Source organism: Corynebacterium sp. H128, assembly GCF_037482625.1.
In the GTDB taxonomy this organism is placed as follows: domain Bacteria; phylum Actinomycetota; class Actinomycetes; order Mycobacteriales; family Mycobacteriaceae; genus Corynebacterium.
Window position 1 is genome coordinate 45,090 of sequence record NZ_JBBHKW010000010.1, and the last position, 15,789, is coordinate 60,878.

Annotated in this window: 13 protein-coding genes; all 13 read right to left on the reverse strand. The window is 59.1% G+C overall.

Annotation, left to right across the window (positions count from 1 at the left end):
• Window positions 1–29 precede the first annotated feature (29 nt).
• Window positions 30–446, reverse strand: coding sequence for a cell division protein SepF (locus WG915_RS09625; RefSeq protein ID WP_339565166.1), 417 nt, complete (start codon window positions 444–446; stop codon window positions 30–32).
• Window positions 447–496: 50 nt separating this feature from the next.
• Complete coding sequence (locus tag WG915_RS09630; protein WP_339565167.1) at window positions 497–1,201, reverse strand: YggS family pyridoxal phosphate-dependent enzyme; 705 nt, start codon at window positions 1,199–1,201, stop codon at window positions 497–499.
• The gene (gene pgeF / locus WG915_RS09635; RefSeq protein WP_339565168.1) at window positions 1,198–1,926 is read right to left on the reverse strand and encodes a peptidoglycan editing factor PgeF; all 729 of its coding nucleotides are present in this window, start codon (window positions 1,924–1,926) and stop codon (window positions 1,198–1,200) included. The genes WG915_RS09630 and pgeF overlap by 4 nt, the downstream gene beginning before the upstream one ends.
• A 13-nt stretch (window positions 1,927–1,939) precedes the next feature.
• Window positions 1,940–3,229 (reverse strand): cell division protein FtsZ, encoded by a 1,290-nt coding sequence (gene ftsZ / locus WG915_RS09640; RefSeq protein ID WP_339565169.1) that lies wholly within the window; start codon window positions 3,227–3,229, stop codon window positions 1,940–1,942.
• A gap of 205 nt (window positions 3,230–3,434) precedes the next feature.
• Window positions 3,435–4,103, reverse strand: a complete 669-nt coding sequence (locus WG915_RS09645) for a cell division protein FtsQ/DivIB (protein WP_339565170.1) — start codon at window positions 4,101–4,103, stop codon at window positions 3,435–3,437.
• Complete coding sequence (gene murC, locus WG915_RS09650; RefSeq protein ID WP_445227821.1) at window positions 4,104–5,480, reverse strand: UDP-N-acetylmuramate--L-alanine ligase; 1,377 nt, start codon at window positions 5,478–5,480, stop codon at window positions 4,104–4,106.
• Between the two features lie 92 nt (window positions 5,481–5,572).
• Window positions 5,573–6,661: an undecaprenyldiphospho-muramoylpentapeptide beta-N-acetylglucosaminyltransferase gene (murG, locus tag WG915_RS09655; protein ID WP_445227822.1), complete on the reverse strand. Its 1,089-nt coding sequence runs from the start codon at window positions 6,659–6,661 to the stop codon at window positions 5,573–5,575.
• Complete coding sequence (locus tag WG915_RS09660; protein WP_339565172.1) at window positions 6,658–8,193, reverse strand: FtsW/RodA/SpoVE family cell cycle protein; 1,536 nt, start codon at window positions 8,191–8,193, stop codon at window positions 6,658–6,660. The genes murG and WG915_RS09660 overlap by 4 nt, the downstream gene beginning before the upstream one ends.
• A gap of 4 nt (window positions 8,194–8,197) precedes the next feature.
• Window positions 8,198–9,625, reverse strand: a complete 1,428-nt coding sequence (gene murD / locus WG915_RS09665) for a UDP-N-acetylmuramoyl-L-alanine--D-glutamate ligase (protein WP_339565173.1) — start codon at window positions 9,623–9,625, stop codon at window positions 8,198–8,200.
• Between the two features lie 3 nt (window positions 9,626–9,628).
• Window positions 9,629–10,729: a phospho-N-acetylmuramoyl-pentapeptide-transferase gene (gene mraY, locus WG915_RS09670; RefSeq protein WP_339565174.1), complete on the reverse strand. Its 1,101-nt coding sequence runs from the start codon at window positions 10,727–10,729 to the stop codon at window positions 9,629–9,631.
• A 34-nt stretch (window positions 10,730–10,763) separates the two neighbouring features.
• Window positions 10,764–12,275: a UDP-N-acetylmuramoyl-tripeptide--D-alanyl-D-alanine ligase gene (locus WG915_RS09675; RefSeq protein WP_339565175.1), complete on the reverse strand. Its 1,512-nt coding sequence runs from the start codon at window positions 12,273–12,275 to the stop codon at window positions 10,764–10,766.
• A 3-nt stretch (window positions 12,276–12,278) separates the two neighbouring features.
• Window positions 12,279–13,799 carry a UDP-N-acetylmuramoyl-L-alanyl-D-glutamate--2,6-diaminopimelate ligase gene (locus tag WG915_RS09680; protein ID WP_339565176.1) on the reverse strand — a complete coding sequence of 507 codons (1,521 nt, stop codon included), beginning with the start codon at window positions 13,797–13,799 and terminating at the stop codon, window positions 12,279–12,281.
• 41 nt (window positions 13,800–13,840) lie between these two features.
• The gene (locus WG915_RS09685) at window positions 13,841–15,745 is read right to left on the reverse strand and encodes a peptidoglycan D,D-transpeptidase FtsI family protein (protein ID WP_339565214.1); all 1,905 of its coding nucleotides are present in this window, start codon (window positions 15,743–15,745) and stop codon (window positions 13,841–13,843) included.
• Window positions 15,746–15,789: the final 44 nt, after the last annotated feature.

Here is a 15,789-nt window from a genome sequence, read left to right on the forward strand (position 1 = left end):
GCGACGTCATCAAAGGCGTCGAAAAGCGCCTAGCGCAGACGCGCTGCCCGATCAAGCTCGTAGTTGGTCACGGAAGCGTTCTCAGGAACGATAGCGAAGATGCGCTTGTCCAGCTGCTCCATCCGGCCACGCAGTGCGAAGCACAGACCAGCTGCGAAATCAACGATGCGCCGCGCATCGGCTTGTGGGATTCCCACCATGTCAAAAACAACAGCGTCGCCGTCGCGGAATGGTTCGCCGATCTCGGCAGCATCATCGAAGGATTCCAGAACAACGCGCACGATGCTAGCGGCGTAGGCGCGCGGAGCTGGCTCATAGGCACGCGCGGTTGCTTCTGCACTGTAGGCAGGGGTAGCGAACTGATGCTCATCGGCGTAGTACGCCTCGTCCTCGCCCTCGAAAGGTGCCAGACCGAAAAATTCCTTGAACTTGCGAACACTCGACATGTGTTTTTCCTTTGCGGTGATGGTTTCGTGATGTGCAGCGTTTGTGGTTTTTACCGTAACTGGCGCGTGCCTAAAATCGCCGTTCCGACACGCACGATTGTCGATCCACAAGAAATTGCTGTTTCCAAATCCCCAGACATTCCAGCGGAGAATTCCATCGGCCTTCCGAAAGCACCTTCCAGCCGCGACCGCACCGCCACTGCCTGCAAAAACGCCTCGGCAGGGTCCCAGCCTTTCGGTGGCACGCACATCACTCCCGACAGCCTCAAATGGGACGATTCTTCCATCGCCGCAGCCAGCTTTTCGACGCCCTCAACCTCAATTCCCCCACGCGTAACATCCCCATCCAAACTGAGCTGAATAAAACAAGGCAACAGCCCGCTTTGACGATCCCCGCGCTCGATTGCAAGCCCCATCGCACGGTCCAAAGCCTGTACCAATTTCAGGGAATCCACTGAATGCACACACGCAGCCCACCTGGCAACAGAATTGGCCTTCTTCGTCTGGATTTGGCCCACCATATGAATCCGAGCCGCAGGACAACTAGCTGCCTTCTCCCGGGCTTCTTGCTCCCGGTTCTCCGCAACATCGCTAACCCCAAGGCGGATCAATTCAGCTAGATCACTCGCCGGATGAAACTTAGTCACCGGCAATAGTTGTACTTCCCCGGAGGTTCGCCCAGCTGCAGCCTCCGCAATGGCAATTCTTTCCCGCACTGCAGCCAGATTGGCCGCTAACTCCGCCGCGCGACTCATAACGCAGGCAACCAGATGACACCCGCTTGCCGCCCCGTAGTGCCTTCCCTTCGATAAGAAAAGAAGCTCTCGTCCGCGATGGTGCAGCGCGGATCGGCGTCGATAGCCGTCACCCCTTGGGACAGCAATTGGCGCACCAGGCCGGCACGCACATCAATGCCCCAAGTTCCCTTAGCCGTGCGAACCCGACTCCCCGGCAACTTGGTCTCAACGTCATCCGCCATTGCTTTGGGAACCTCGTAGTTCTTCCCGGAGGCAGCTGCGCCCATCAACGCATGGATGCGCTGTGGCTGCGCTCCAAGGTCCTGCATCGCAGCCAGCGTTTTCAACACGATCCCGTTGCGCGCCCCCATGCGACCCGCATGCACTGCTGCGATGACGCCGGCATGGTCGTCGGAAAGCAACAGCGGCACACAGTCAGCAGTTAGAACCACCAGGGCCAATTCGCGCTGCATCGTCACCACGGCATCGCTCGCCTCGACCGGATCCGCGGATGGTCCTGTTACTACCGTGACGTTGTTGGAGTGAATCTGCTCCATCCACACCAGTCGTTCCTGCGGCAGCTCCAACACACGGGCCAGCCGCGCTCGGTTGGCGGCGACATCAGCTGGGTTATCACCAACATGATCGCCAAGGTTAAAGGACTCATAAGGGGACGCAGAAACCCCGCCCGCACGGTTGGTGAAAACCTTGCGGACGGGGCGGAAATCTTCAGAAAGGGCCATGCGCCCTATGGTACTAGCGCAAGAAGCTTGGGACTCCTAGGTCATCATCGCCGAAGTCATCCCGACGCTCATCCCGGCGGTCATCCCTGCGGTAGTCGCGGGAATCCCGACGCTCATCCCGGCGGTAGTCGCGATCGCGGGAATCGGTGAACATGCCACCGCGCTCCCCTTCGAGACGATGCCGGGCGGCATCTGCACGACGGTCGTAATCGGACTCTTCCCGGGAAGACTCGGCCGCGGACTGCTGCTCGGCAGGAGCCTCATTGAACAAGGTAGAACCTGCTGCAGGTGCCGGAGTAGCGGCTGCCTGTGGCTGCTGCGCGCCTGCCGCAGCGTTGACGTTCGCGGTGTTGTTAGCGGTGCCGTCAAATCCGGCTGCGACAACAGTCACTCGAACTTCGTCGCCGAGGTTATCGTCGATGATGGTGCCGAAGATCAGGTTGACCTCAGGGTCGGCCTGCTGCTGGACCATTTCAGCGGCCTGGTTAACTTCGAGGAGACCCAAATCGGAGCCACCAGCGAAGGACAACAGCACACCCTTGGCACCTTGCATCGTGGATTCGAGCAGTGGCGAGTTGATTGCCTGCTCGGCAGCGGTAAGCGCGCGGTTCTCGCCGCGTGCAGAACCGATGCCCATGAGAGCGGAGCCAGCATCAGCCATCACGGAGCGTACGTCCGCAAAGTCGACGTTGATCATGCCCGGGGTGGTGATCAGGGAGGTAATACCCTGAACGCCGTTGTAGAGCACCTCATCGGCAGAGCGGAACGCATCCATCATGGACAGCGAGGAATCGCCGAGCTGCAGCAAGCGATCATTCGGGATCACGATGAGAGTGTCACACACCTCGCGGAGCGCATCGATGCCCTCGACAGCCTGCTTGGTGCGACGCTGTCCCTCGAACTTGAACGGCCGGGTAACCACACCAACAGTCAGCGCGCCCTGCTTCTTAGCAATGTTCGCCACTACCGGGGCAGCGCCAGTACCAGTGCCGCCGCCTTCACCTGCGGTGACGAACACCATGTCAGCACCCTTGAGGGTCTCTTCAATTTCAGACTTGTGGTCCTCGGCAGATGCCCGACCAACCTCAGGGTTTGCGCCAGCGCCCAGGCCACGAGTGGCTTCGCGCCCAATGTCTAGCTTCACGTCTGCGTCGGAGAACATCAGCGCCTGAGAGTCAGTATTGATGGCGATGAACTCGACACCCTTCAGACCTTCTTCAATCATGCGATTGACAGCGTTAACGCCACCGCCGCCGACACCGACGACCTTTATAACGGCCAAGTAATTGTTCGGAGAGGTCATGTGCTTCTCGTCTCGCCTTTCGAAGTTTCCGGATGCTCGCGCCAGAGTTGTGTGGTTTAAATGCTTTCGCGCCGGGCTAAGCCGACCTTAAGCGTTTGTGCTTTCCATCTTCTAAGAAACTCGCCAAAAATGTGGGGACATTTCTCTTGGCGTGTCGGTACCCTCAACTAGAGGTTTAGGGTTTTGACGTGCTCTTTCTTCCCGATCAGGGAAGGACGGTGACCATCCCTGGCGCGCTGACATTCCAGCGCGCGCCATCCCGCTGAATCACCGTAGAGGTTGCCTTAGCTTTGTCATGCGCCTGCTCGGTGGAGCCCCAGTAGACTTCCTTGCCACCTGCAAAATGCAGGCGAAGTTCGAAGCGGTTCGGAGCGTCCACGCGTTCTAGTTTCTCGCGCGCCCCCGGGTCCAAGGCGGTGATCGCCGTGGCGACGTCAGCAAACAACACCGGGTCATCCTCTTTGGTGCCGGTTACTTCCGTACAGCCCAGTGGCGGCGTCTCAATAACGAAAGGCCGACCCGTTGCGTCGAAAAGATGCTCCCCGTCACTGCGACGCGCAAACATCAGCGCCTGACGCTCCTCCACTGTCACCTTGACGGTGTCCGGCATCGCCCGATCGACGGACACCTTGGCAATCCAGGGCAGCTGCGCCACATTGTGAGCCGCAGTAGTGGTGTTTACCCGAATCAATGGCGTGCCAAGGGCAACGCTGCTCGCGGCGTCGATTTCCTCTACTGCGGTGTGACTGTTGCCGCTCACCTCAATCTTTGCCACTTGAAACAAAGGTAGAAACAGCGCTGCGACGACGGCAAGCGCCGCCACCAAGTTCACTCCAAGGCCAATTCCCAGGCCCAACTTGCGGGACTTCTTCATCTAGGCCAGCTCATTCAGGATCGCTTGCGCCGCCATAGTCACGCTCCCGGCCCCCATAGTCAAGATCAAATCATCTGGGCGCGCAATCTCACGTACTACCGTGGCAACCCGATCAAACTCCGGCACATAATGCACCGGCTTGGTCACCTTTTCTGCGATGAGCTGACCGCTCACACCTGCTACTGGCTGCTCTCGAGCACCATAAATGTCCAGCACCACAACCTCATCCGCCAAGGAAAGTGCGGCGGCAAATTCTTCCGCGAACTCGATGGTGCGCGAGTAGAGGTGTGGCTGGAACGCCACCAGCACGCGCCCAGCGCCCTCCGCAGCTACCTTCTGCTGGGAAGCCTCCAACACTGCAGCAACCTCAGTGGGGTGATGAGCATAATCATCAAACACGCGGACTCCGGCAAACTCACCCGCAGTAATGGTGCCGCGGTGCTCGAAGCGACGACGCACTCCGGTAAATTCCGTCAGCCCAGCGGCGAGCTTTTCGGCATCGCCCCCGACCAGGATCCCAGATATCAAAGCGGCCGCCGCATTAAGTGCCATATGCGCACCCGGAATATGCAGATCAACGTCCAGATCCTGGCCCGCCACACGCATTCGCACTGCGGATCCAAAGTCAGTGGCCGCTAGGTTGGTGATCTCCACCCCCACCGGCACCTCGGGATAGTTCGCGACAGCCTCGCTCGTGCCATAGCCGAGCACTGCGATGCCCCGCTGCATCGTCCGCACAGCCAGCGCGGCGGCGTGGGGATCATTGAGACAGGCAACTAAGGTTCCGCCAGCGGGAATGCGATCTGCAAAGTCATCAAATACCTGGAAGTAGGCTTCGTGGGTCTTAAAGAAGTCCAAGTGATCTGGCTCGATGTTGGTCACTACGGCAACATAGGGCTCATAGCGCAGCAGCGAAGCATCCGACTCGTCGGCTTCTGCCACAAAGGCATCTCCGGTGCCGTGATGCGCGTTGGTGCCCGCCTTGCTGAGCTGGCCACCGATAGCAAAGCTAGGATCCAGGCCTGCCGCCTGCATTGCGACGACGGTCATCGAGGTAGTGGAGGTTTTGCCGTGCGTGCCGGCCAGCAATACTTGCTTGTACCCAGTCATGAGCTCTGCCAGCAGATCAGAACGCCGAATTACCGGAATTCCGGCCTCCCGCGCACCTGCTAACTCCGGGTTATCCTGCGGAATCGCCGCAAAGGACGTCACCACCACCGTCGGCAGTTCACCCGAAAGCTCAAGGTTCTCGGCAGCGTGGCCAATCGCAACCTTGGCCCCCGCCGAAGTAAGAGCCAATATGATTCGAGAATCCTTGGCATCGGATCCGGTAACCGTCATCCCGCGATCCAATAGGATACGGGCCAAACCGGACATGCCAGCGCCACCGATGCCGATGAGGTGGACTCGAGAAAGGTCAATGGGGGCGTTCACGGTGCTTGAGAATCCAATCTAACTAAGAGTGATAACTATTTTTTGTTAGAAGCAACATCAGCAACGATGCCTGCCACTTCTGTTGCTGCCTGCCCAAATCCGGTGGATTGCGCAGCGCGGATCATGTGAGAGCGAAGATCGTCGTCGCGAAGCAATGCGATGACGCTTTCCGCCAGCTTCTCGCCGGTGAGCTCAGCGTCGTCGATAAGCTGCGCTCCCCCAGCCTCCACCACCGGCATCGCGTTGAGCGCCTGCTCACCGTTGCCGTGTGGCAGAGGCACATACAAAGCTGGGATTTCCGCCGCGGTAACCTCAGCCACGGTCATCGCACCAGCACGACTCACCACGAGGTCAGCCACAGCGTAGGCCAAATCCATCGTGTCGATATATGGCACCGGGACGTAACCCGGGAAGCTCTCCGGGGCACTGTTCTTTTTGCCATAAGCATGGAGGATCTGGAATCCGGCCGCAACGATTTCTGGAGCAGCCGTCAGCAGCGCCTGGTTGATTGAACGTGCACCCTGCGAACCGCCAGTGACAAGCAAAGTCTTCTTGCTGGAGTCAAGCCCCCACTTCGCGAATCCGGCTGCACGCTTTTCCCAGGAGGCTTTCTCTGTGAGGGAGGCTTGGATCGGCACACCGACTACCTTGCCCTTCATGCCAGAGTTAGCTACCGCATTCAGGCCGGTACCTCCCAGCCAGACACCGAGCTTGTTAGCCAGACCTGCACGAGCATTGGCCTCGTGGATGACAAAAGGAATCTTGTTTAGCTTGGCTGCCAAGTAGGCAGGTGCGGAAACATAGCCGCCGAATCCCACCACTACGTCGGCTTCGGCTTGGCGCAGGATCTCCCGGGTTTGCTTTACCGCACGCAGCACGCGGAACGGCAGTTTGACCAGGGCGATACCAGGTTTACGTGGCACGGGCACCGGGTCAATTAGCTCCAGCTGGAAGCCACGCGCAGGGACAAGCTCACGCTCGAGACCTTTAGCAGTACCCAGGGTGACCACCCTGGCATCATGCTCGGTGACGAGTGCGTCTGCGACGGCAAGCGCAGGCTCAATATGACCGGCGGTGCCACCGCCGGCAACAACTACTGACAATCCTGACTTGGCCATAGCTATCCTTTCCTCTTCCGAACAGGTCGCTGCTGATTCTTAGGCTGTGCCACTCGCGAACCCTCCTGTCGGAGCGGTGTCTGCCGCACCCCATCGCCACGCTGAGTGCGGGTCTCCTGACGCCGACTTTGCCTGCGTTGTTCGCTTCTGGAGTCGACGCTACCACCGCGCACTCCACGTGGCTCGAGGTCACGATCACTGACTCGACGCGTCACCGGTTCCCGGCGCGGAGCTTCTTTGCTCTTAGCCCGAGTGGAACTATCTCCCGCACCGATTTCCACATCCCGGATTTTCGGCTCCTTCAGACGCAACAGCTGATCCACCAACGGCCGACCATAGTTTTGCATCGCCGAAATCGCTTCCGGCTCGTGGCGTGCACAGCTCGCTAGCAACCCCATGGAACCGAGGGTGATGATCGCCGAAGTACCTCCGGCAGAAAGCATCGGCAGCTGAATGCCGGTGACCGGGACGAGCCCAATTACATAAGAAATGTTAATGAATGCCTGCGCCACCACGCTGGCCGTCAGCGAGGCTGCCAGCAGGCTCATGAACTTGTTGTGGGAGTTCATCGCGCAACGGATGCCATAGAAACCGAGCAGCAGAAACGCCAGGATGACCAGCGCGCCGCCCCACAGCCCGATTTCCTCACCGATAATCGCGAAGATGAAGTCGTTCTTCGCTTCCGGCAAGTAGAACCATTTTGCGCGCGACTGCCCCAGACCAACACCAAACGCTGACCCGTCCGCTAGGGAGAGAAAGCCTTGGTAAGACTGGAAAGAATTGGAATGGGTATCTTCAAAACGCCCGAACAAGGCATCGAAGTACACGGTGAAACGCTGGGAACGGAAACCGCCTCCCATCATCAGAGCGACGGCGCCGAGCGCTGCCAATCCGCCTGCGGCAACTAGGTAACGCCAGTCGATGCCAGCGAAAAACACTACGATGCCCACCATCATGAAGAAGGTCAACGCCATACCAGCATCGCCCTCAGCGGCGATGAGCAACACCATGAGTGCAGCTACACCGGTAAACAGCATGAATCGCCGGTTCGCAGAGACTTGTTCATCCGGAACTCCGAGGAAAGCCGCACCCCAAATCGCGATCGCTACCTTGGCGAACTCGGAGGGCTGCAAGCGCAACGGCCCCAGCACGATCCAGGACTGCGATCCCACTTCCTCGCGACCGGTACCGATGCCTGGAATGAGCACTGCGACCAACAAAATGACTGCGATGAGCATCAACCACGGCGCTATCCGACGCACGGAAGCAGGCTTGATACGCATAGCCGCCCACATGACGAACAAACCAATAATGACCATGAGAACCTGGCGGATCGCGGTATCCCACACCGAGCTACCATCGACAACCGACCAGGTCATAGAAGAGCTGAACACCATGATCACTCCCAGCCCCGTAAGGAAAGCTACGGAGATCATGATCATGGTGTAGTTGGCCAAGGGCCGGGCATTCAAGTCCGCCACGATGCCTGTGATCTTCTGCCATAGGCCCTGGCGGGGGTTCACGTTCGTCGCGGTCATGGGCTCACTCCTTCTCGCTTGGCTTGCTCAAGGCTTGGGCTGCGGCGGCGAACATGTCTCCGCGTTGCCCCATTCCGCTGTACATGTCCAGTGAGGCAGCCGCTGGCGCTAGTAACACAGTATCGCCGGCAGCCATCACCGTGGCCGCGGCTGCTACTGCTTGCTCCATCGCTGCTGCGGGCTCCGCGGTATCGATCAGCGTGATCGATAAGTCTGGGCGGACGGCAGTGAGGGCGTCGGCAAGCACTCGCCTATCGACGCCCAGCAGCACCGCATGCTTGATGCGAGCCGCGTGCTTGGTCACCAATTCGCTGACATCAGCGTCTTTGAGTTGTCCGCCAGCTACCCACACAATGCTCTCCAGCCCACGCATCGCGGTGTCCGCGGCGTGCGGATTGGTCGCCTTCGAGTTGTCGATGAAGGTAACTCCCGCCATCTCATGGACCACTTGACCACGATGCCCAGATACCTCAAAACCGGCCAGTGCCTGGGCGATAGCCTCTCCGGACACACCGAGCGCCCGAGAGATACCGGCTGCTGCCAAGGCGTCGAGTTGCCCGGCAGGACCTGCAGGAGAGATCTCTGTGGCAGGGGCCAAAACCTCACGGGAGCTGAAAGCACAATCCACCAGCTTGTCTGCTGCAACACCGAGCTGTTCTGTCTCGGGCTCGGCCAAGGTGAATCCGACAGTGCGGACGTCGGCAAGCTGCCGCGAAGCCCTCAGAAGCGCGACCTGTTCCAGGACCGCCGCATCATCCGCGCCAAAAATGGCAACTTCAGAGAGCAAGACTTTAGCTTTCGCGGCCGCGTACTCGAGGAAAGATCCATGCCAATCAATATGGTCGTCGGCAATATTCAACAGGCACCCGACGGCCGGACGCAGCGTGTCAGACCAGTGGAGTTGAAAACTGGAAAGTTCCGCAACCAAGACGTCGATACGATCGGTGGCTTGTAGAGCATCTCCGATGGCGACGCCAATATTGCCGACGGACGCAGCTTTGATACCACCTGCCTGCAGCATCGCAGTGGTCATCGCAGTAGTGGTGGTTTTGCCGTTGGTCCCGGTAATAGCAACCCAGGTATGTGGCTCCCCGAATGCCCCTGCTTGATCTAAGCGCCACGCTAGCTCAACATCGCCGATCACCGGGATGTTCGCCTCGCCAGCAGCTACCAGCAGCGGGGTCCGCGGGTTCCACCCTGGTGAGGTGACGATCATGGAAAAATCATGCAGCCGCGTCCTCGCATCAGCAACGCTGAGGTGGGACACCCCCAGCGCCTCTGCAATGCGCAGCCGGGCGGTTTCATTGTCATCGGCGACGCTAACGTTCACACCCAGCTGAACCAGCATCCGGGCACAGCCCACGCCGGAAACACCGGCGCCGGCAACCAAGACTTCACCGCTGAGATCTGGAGGAAGCTGGAAAGTGGTCATGGGTTAGACTCCTGCCGCAGACAGCCAGTCGCTGTAGAAGATCGCCAGGCCTGCCATGCAAGCCATCGCGGTCAGCAACCAGAAACGGATAACGACGGTCGTTTCGGCCCAGCCGCCGTTTTCAAAGTGATGGTGGAACGGCGCCATTCGGAAGAAGCGCGTACCGCGCGTACGGAACACCGCTACCTGGATAACCACCGAGGCTGCCTCAATGACGAAGAGTGCACCGATGATCACCATGAGCAACTCCGTGCGGGAGGCCACAGACAGGCCTGCTACCAGACCGCCCAGTGCCAAGGAACCGGTATCACCCATGAAGATCTTGGCTGGTGCGGCATTCCACCACAGGAAACCGGCACACGCGCCAAGTCCAGCAGCGGACAGTACGGCCAAGTCGAGCGGATCCCGCACTGCGAAGCACCCTGGCTCCACGGTGACATCACAAGAGTTCCGGAACTGCCAGAACGTGATGATGGTGTAAGACCCCATCACCATCGCGGTGGTTCCAGCGGCCAAACCATCAAGGCCATCAGTGAGGTTCACTGCGTTGGACCAAGCGGAAATCAGCACATAGATGAAAAGCAGGAACACGATGGTGCCCAAGATTCCGCCACCCAAAGCGATATCGAAGGTGTCAATATCACGCAGGAAAGACAGGTGGCTGGACCCCGGGGTAAGCCCATGGTCGTCTGGGAATTGCAAGATGGCATAGCCAAAAAGCAGGGATACGGCCAACTGGCCGATGAGCTTCGCTTTCTTGTTCAGGCCCAGGTTTCGCCCCATCGCGAGTTTGATGTAGTCATCAGCAAAACCCAATCCTCCCAATGCCAGCATCAGGGAGAGCACCAACAAACCGGTGGCGGTGAATGCTTGCATGCCGGTAGCTAACGCATAAAAGTTCGCAGCCAGATATGCCAAGACGATGCCGCTCAGGATGGCGATGCCACCCATGGTTGGGGTGCCGCGCTTGCGCATATGCGAACGTGGCCCGTCTTCCCGGATTTCTTGCCCCAAGCCCTCGGCGCTGAAATAGCGGATCAACAACGGAGTCATGAAAATGGCAACGAGAAAGCTCACTGCTCCGCTAATAATGATCTGAGTCACAATAGTCTACTTATCCTCATCTTTGCGCGAGCGACTAGTTCGCTGCGCCGCTATTCTTAGCAAGCTGATCGGCTGCACTTTGTCCCAACAATCCCTCTGCAACGCGCCACAATCTGGCGGAATTTGAGGCCTTAACCAGGACAACATCCCCTGGTCTCAGCTCGCGGTCCACAACGTTGATTGCGGCGTCGGCAGAATCGACGGTCATGGTAGTTATACCCCGTTGCTCTGCCGAAGTGGCTAAGGCATGGCTGTTGACGTCACCGCCAACAACAACAAGCCGGTCTACCTGCATCTTCACCAAGACCTCAGCCAACGCTTCGTGTTCGGTGATGGCGTTGTCCCCGAGCTCACCCATTTGTCCTAAGATTGCCCAGCTGTGGACGTCGTTACGCCCATGCGCGGTGTAGGAAAGCGCCGCGATCCCAGCCCGCATCGAGTCTGGGTTGGCGTTGTAGGAATCGTTGATGATGGTCACGCCATCCGCGCGGGTCTGTACATCCATGCGGTTCGCAGAAGCAGTGTGGTGCGATGACAGCGCCGCGGCCACCTGCTGAGCGCTCAGCCCGGCTGCGATACCAACGGCCGCAGCCGCTAGTGCGTTAGACACCTGGTGCTCACCAAAGACTTGCAGGCTTACCGGATACGCTTGCGTTGTTCCTGCGACGTGGAGGTTGAAGCTCGCTCGTGCGACTTCATCCAGGCGGATGTCGGTAGCGTAATAGTCCGCAGGCTCGCGGACCGAGGTGTACACCACGCGTGCCGACGTCCGCCGTGCCATCGCTTTGACAAAGCTATCGTCCGCATTCAACACAGCCAGGCCATCAGCCGGCAAAGACTCGATGAGCTCTCCCTTAGCCTGGGCGATGTTTTCCCGACTGCCGAACTCACCCAAGTGGGCGGTTCCTACATTCAAAACCACGCCGATGCGAGGCGGAGCGATCTCCGCCAAGCGAGCAATGTGGCCGATACCGCGGGCAGACATTTCCGCTACCAAGAATCGCGTTTCTTCATCGCAGCGCAGTGCAGTGTAGGGGTGCCCGATTTCATTATTGAAAGATCCAGGGGGCGCCACCGTTGCGCCAGCGTTGCCGAGCACAGTAGCCATCAGGTCTTTCGTAGACGTCTTGCCAGCAGATCCTGTCACACCGACAACCGTCAAGCCACTGTCCGCTGCGCAGCGCTCGATCACGAACCGGGCCAGCCGGCCGAGAGCGGCCAGTACGGCTGCCATAGCTTCGGCTTTTTCCCCAGCCATGGCAAAGGCATCCGCATTCGAGGTGGGAACCTCAGTGCTAGGAACGACGATTGCCGGCACTCCAACATCCCGGGCGGCTAATACGGCTACTGCGCCTGCCTGGATTGCCTGTTCAGCAAAGTCATGACCATCTACCCGCTGGCCTGGCAGCGCTACGAACAAGGAGCCGGGCTGCAGTTTGCGCGAATCGAATTCCACGCTTGAAGTCACTTGGGTAGCTTGGTCGGCGCCGCCGCTGAGGGTCCCTCCGACCGCATCAGCGATCTGTGCGAGGGTGAGGTTGATCATTTCTTAGCTCCCGTTTCGTTCCGCGCGAGCTCGAAGCGCCTCACGCACATGCTCTCGGTCATCGAATGGATGGTTAACCTCTCCCACCAACTGACCATTTTCATGCCCTTTACCGGCAACGATAATCGCATCGCCTTCTTGTGCCCACTCGACAGCGGCAATAATAGCCTCTCCCCGATCGCTGATTTCGATGACGCTCGGGTTATGTGCTGCCGTGGCCAGTGCGTTATGTGCGCCCTCCAGGACAGCGGCGCGAATAGTGGCGGGATCTTCCGAGCGTGGATTGTCATCCGTGACCACCACATAGTCTGCAATGCCTACCGCAGCAGAACCCATAATGGGCCGCTTGGTGGCGTCTCTGTCGCCGCCGGCACCGAGTACCACTGCAACTCGTCCCTGCACTTGCGTCTTAACGCTCTCGAGCACAGCACTGACAGCAGCTGGCTTATGGGCGTAGTCCACGACTGCGAGGAAGTTCTGGCCCTCATCTATCCGCTCCATGCGACCCGGCACACCGACCTCGGCAATACCAGCGATGAAAGCTGCAATGTCAGACTCGACCTGATGGGCAATAGCAATCGCGAGCGTTGCATTGGCCACGTTGAACTGCCCCGGCAGCGCAAGCTGTACCTGATGATCGCGACCTGCGCAGGAGACGGTGAATTCCTGGATTCCAGCTGGGCTAGTAACTACGTCGCCAGCACACACATCTACCGCTCCCCCCTGGGAGCTCACGGTGACGGCTTCACCGGCGACCTCGACCATCCGGGCACCCCACTCATCATCGACCATGATGACCGCTCGCTCAGCGCGCGCAGGAGAACCAGCGCGGAAAAAGCCAGCTTTCGCCTCGAAATATTCTTCCATTGTGTTGTGGAAGTCTAGGTGGTCTTGAGAAAGATTTGTAAAACCACCTACGGCGAACTTAGTGCCGGTGATTCGGCCCAGGGAGATCGCATGGCTGGACACTTCCATCACCACATGCGTGCACCCTTCGGAAAGCATCATGGCGAAGAGTTCCTGCAGCTTGGGAGCCTCGGGAGTAGTCAGCTTCGAGGGCACTGCGACACCGTTAATTCGGGTTCCCGTAGTACCGATAATGCCGACCTTATGTCCCAGCGCCATCAGCCCGGCTTCCAAGAGATAAGTAGTGGTGGTCTTTCCGGAAGTTCCCGTCACGCCGAGAACAGTCATGTCCTCCGAGGGGTGCCCGTAGACCGCCGCGCTCACCGGACCGAGTATCGACCGCACATCTGCCACGCTAATGACGGGCCGGGTCTCTCCACTATCTTGCAGAATTTTTAGACCGTCTTCGTCGGTGAGGATCGCAGCAGCCGGAGTGCCGGCAGCATACTTAGCTCCATGGGCGTGCAGTCCCGGCAGCGCTGCGAACAGGGAGCCGGCTTTAAGCTCACTGGAGTTCAGCGTGATGTGGTCGAAGACGAGATCAGCCACGTCGCCGCCGTTGAGGCGCCCGCCGCTCAGTGCGAGCACTTCATTAATTGTGACAGTCACGTTCCTCATTCTCCTTATTGTTTTTGTTCTGTATCTAATTATTGAGTCTGTCAGTGCGCCTGCAGAATGAGCTGGCCCTCGGCTGGCCGGGAAAGCGGCACGTTGTCGCGGTTGAGTAGCCAGGATCCGATGTCGTGGAACAACGGAGCTGCGCTTTGTCCGCCGTCGCTATGCACGCCACGTTCCGGCTCATCCAGCATGATGCCAACCACGAAGCGCGGGTCATCAGCCGGGGCAATGCCAGCGAAAGTGATCCAATACTTGCTATTGGAATAGGACTGGGTGACGGGATCTACCTTCTGGGCGGTACCAGTTTTGCCGGAGACCTGGTAGCCGTCGATAGCTGCACCTGGGCCGGTGCCCATTTGCACTCCGGTGGGATCCTTCTGGGTGACAGAACGGAACATGTCTGTGACCACCTTGGCGGTGTTTTCACTGACTACGCGAGTGCGCGCCGGCTCTGGCTGTTGCTGCACCGTGCCATCTGGATTGGTGATCTTCTTAACGATGCGTGGCTCGATACGCTCGCCACCGTTAGCCATCGTTTGGTAGATGCTAGTCATTTGCAACAGGGTCATGGACATGCCCTGGCCGATCGGCAAGTTAGCGAAAGTACCGCCGGACCATTGGGAGCGGTCCGGAACTAGTCCCTCAGATTCGCTAGGCAGCTCGACGCCAGTGACACGTCCGAGCCCAAACTTCTCCAGATACTCCGCATAGCGATCCTCACCAACCCGTTCGGCCAGCATCAGGGTGCCAACGTTGGAGGACTTACCAAAGATTCCTGTGGTGGTGTACTGTGCGTCGCCGTGCTCCCAGGCATCGCGGACCGTCACACCAGACATGTGGATGGAGCCGGGAACGGTGAGTACCTCGTCCGGTGTGGTCACGCCGCCCTCAATCGCTGCGGCAGCCGTGATGATCTTAGCCACGGAGCCCGGCTCGAATGGGTGCGTGACAGCCGGGTTGTCAAAACTCCGGCCCTTTTCAACCTGCTTTTCGATGTCCCCGTTCGGGTCTATGGTGTCCGAGTTAGCCATCGCCAGAACTTGGCCGGTTTTCACATCCAGCACCACGGCTGAAGCTTCCTTAGCCTTGGAATTCACCTTGGCTTGTTCCACCTGCTGCTGCACATAAGTCTGCAAGTCTAGGTCGAGGGTGAGCTCGACTTCCGCGCCGTCCGTCGCCGGAATGTGATCGCGGGAGGTACCTGGGATGGATTGGCCATCCGCGGACACATCCTGCGTCAACCGTCCATCGAGCCCAGCAAGCATCGCATCTGAGCTTGCTTCGAGCCCGAACTGGCCTTCGCCGTCCATGGAGATCTTGCCGACCACGTTTTCTCCGACTGCCCCATTCGGGTACTGCCGGATGTCTTGGTGGTCCGCAGCCACGCCTTTGAACTTCTGGGCGATGTCTGCGGCAACATCGGGATCCACGTTGCGAACCAAAACCTCGTAGTGGCTGTCCGCGCGGATCTTCCGCTTAATGTCATCGCCGTTAACTTTGTTTGTGGAGCCTCCGGATTCCGAAATGATCTTCGGGATCTCGGTAGCCATCCGCTCAATTTCCTCATCGAGCTTTTGTTCCAGTACGCCGTCGAGTTGATCCTCGGGAATCGCGGACAATTGCCCTTCGGTAGCAAGCCGCTGTCGAGCGCGTTCTTTGATCTCATCGCGGAGTCGATCTGGTGAGACCGTCAGGGACCGTGCCTGCATGGTGTACGCCAGCAGATTGCCCTCATGATCGGTGATTGCGCCGCGACGAGCAGGGTCAACGTACACGCGGGTGCGCTGTTCCTCCGCTTTGGCCTGAAACTCTGGGCCCCACACGATCTGTACCCAGCCGAGGCGCGCCACGAGCAGGCCTGCTACGACGACGGCAACGCCGCGGGCAAATTTGAGCCTGCGGTTAGGGTCACGCTTGTTGGTGCCATCGGCGGCGCCCAGCCGCATGGAAGGGCCCGGCGCTTCTCGACGCCCATAATCGTCATCCCATG

What these genes read in the sequence shown, in the direction of transcription:
- WG915_RS09625 (WP_339565166.1), bottom strand. Translation starts at nt 446, where the DNA reads ATGTCGAGTGTTCGCAAGTTCAAGGAATTTTTCGGTCTGGCACCTTTC.
- WG915_RS09630 (WP_339565167.1), bottom strand. Translation starts at nt 1,201, where the DNA reads ATGAGTCGCGCGGCGGAGTTAGCGGCCAATCTGGCTGCAGTGCGGGAA.
- pgeF (WP_339565168.1), bottom strand. Translation starts at nt 1,926, where the DNA reads ATGGCCCTTTCTGAAGATTTCCGCCCCGTCCGCAAGGTTTTCACCAAC.
- ftsZ (WP_339565169.1), bottom strand. Translation starts at nt 3,229, where the DNA reads ATGACCTCTCCGAACAATTACTTGGCCGTTATAAAGGTCGTCGGTGTC.
- WG915_RS09645 (WP_339565170.1), bottom strand. Translation starts at nt 4,103, where the DNA reads ATGAAGAAGTCCCGCAAGTTGGGCCTGGGAATTGGCCTTGGAGTGAAC.
- murC (WP_445227821.1), bottom strand. Translation starts at nt 5,480, where the DNA reads ATGTCCGGTTTGGCCCGTATCCTATTGGATCGCGGGATGACGGTTACC.
- WG915_RS09660 (WP_339565172.1), bottom strand. Translation starts at nt 8,193, where the DNA reads ATGACCGCGACGAACGTGAACCCCCGCCAGGGCCTATGGCAGAAGATC.
- murD (WP_339565173.1), bottom strand. Translation starts at nt 9,625, where the DNA reads ATGACCACTTTCCAGCTTCCTCCAGATCTCAGCGGTGAAGTCTTGGTT.
- WG915_RS09675 (WP_339565175.1), bottom strand. Translation starts at nt 12,275, where the DNA reads ATGATCAACCTCACCCTCGCACAGATCGCTGATGCGGTCGGAGGGACC.
- WG915_RS09680 (WP_339565176.1), bottom strand. Translation starts at nt 13,799, where the DNA reads ATGAGGAACGTGACTGTCACAATTAATGAAGTGCTCGCACTGAGCGGC.
- WG915_RS09685 (WP_339565214.1), bottom strand. Translation starts at nt 15,745, where the DNA reads ATGCGGCTGGGCGCCGCCGATGGCACCAACAAGCGTGACCCTAACCGC.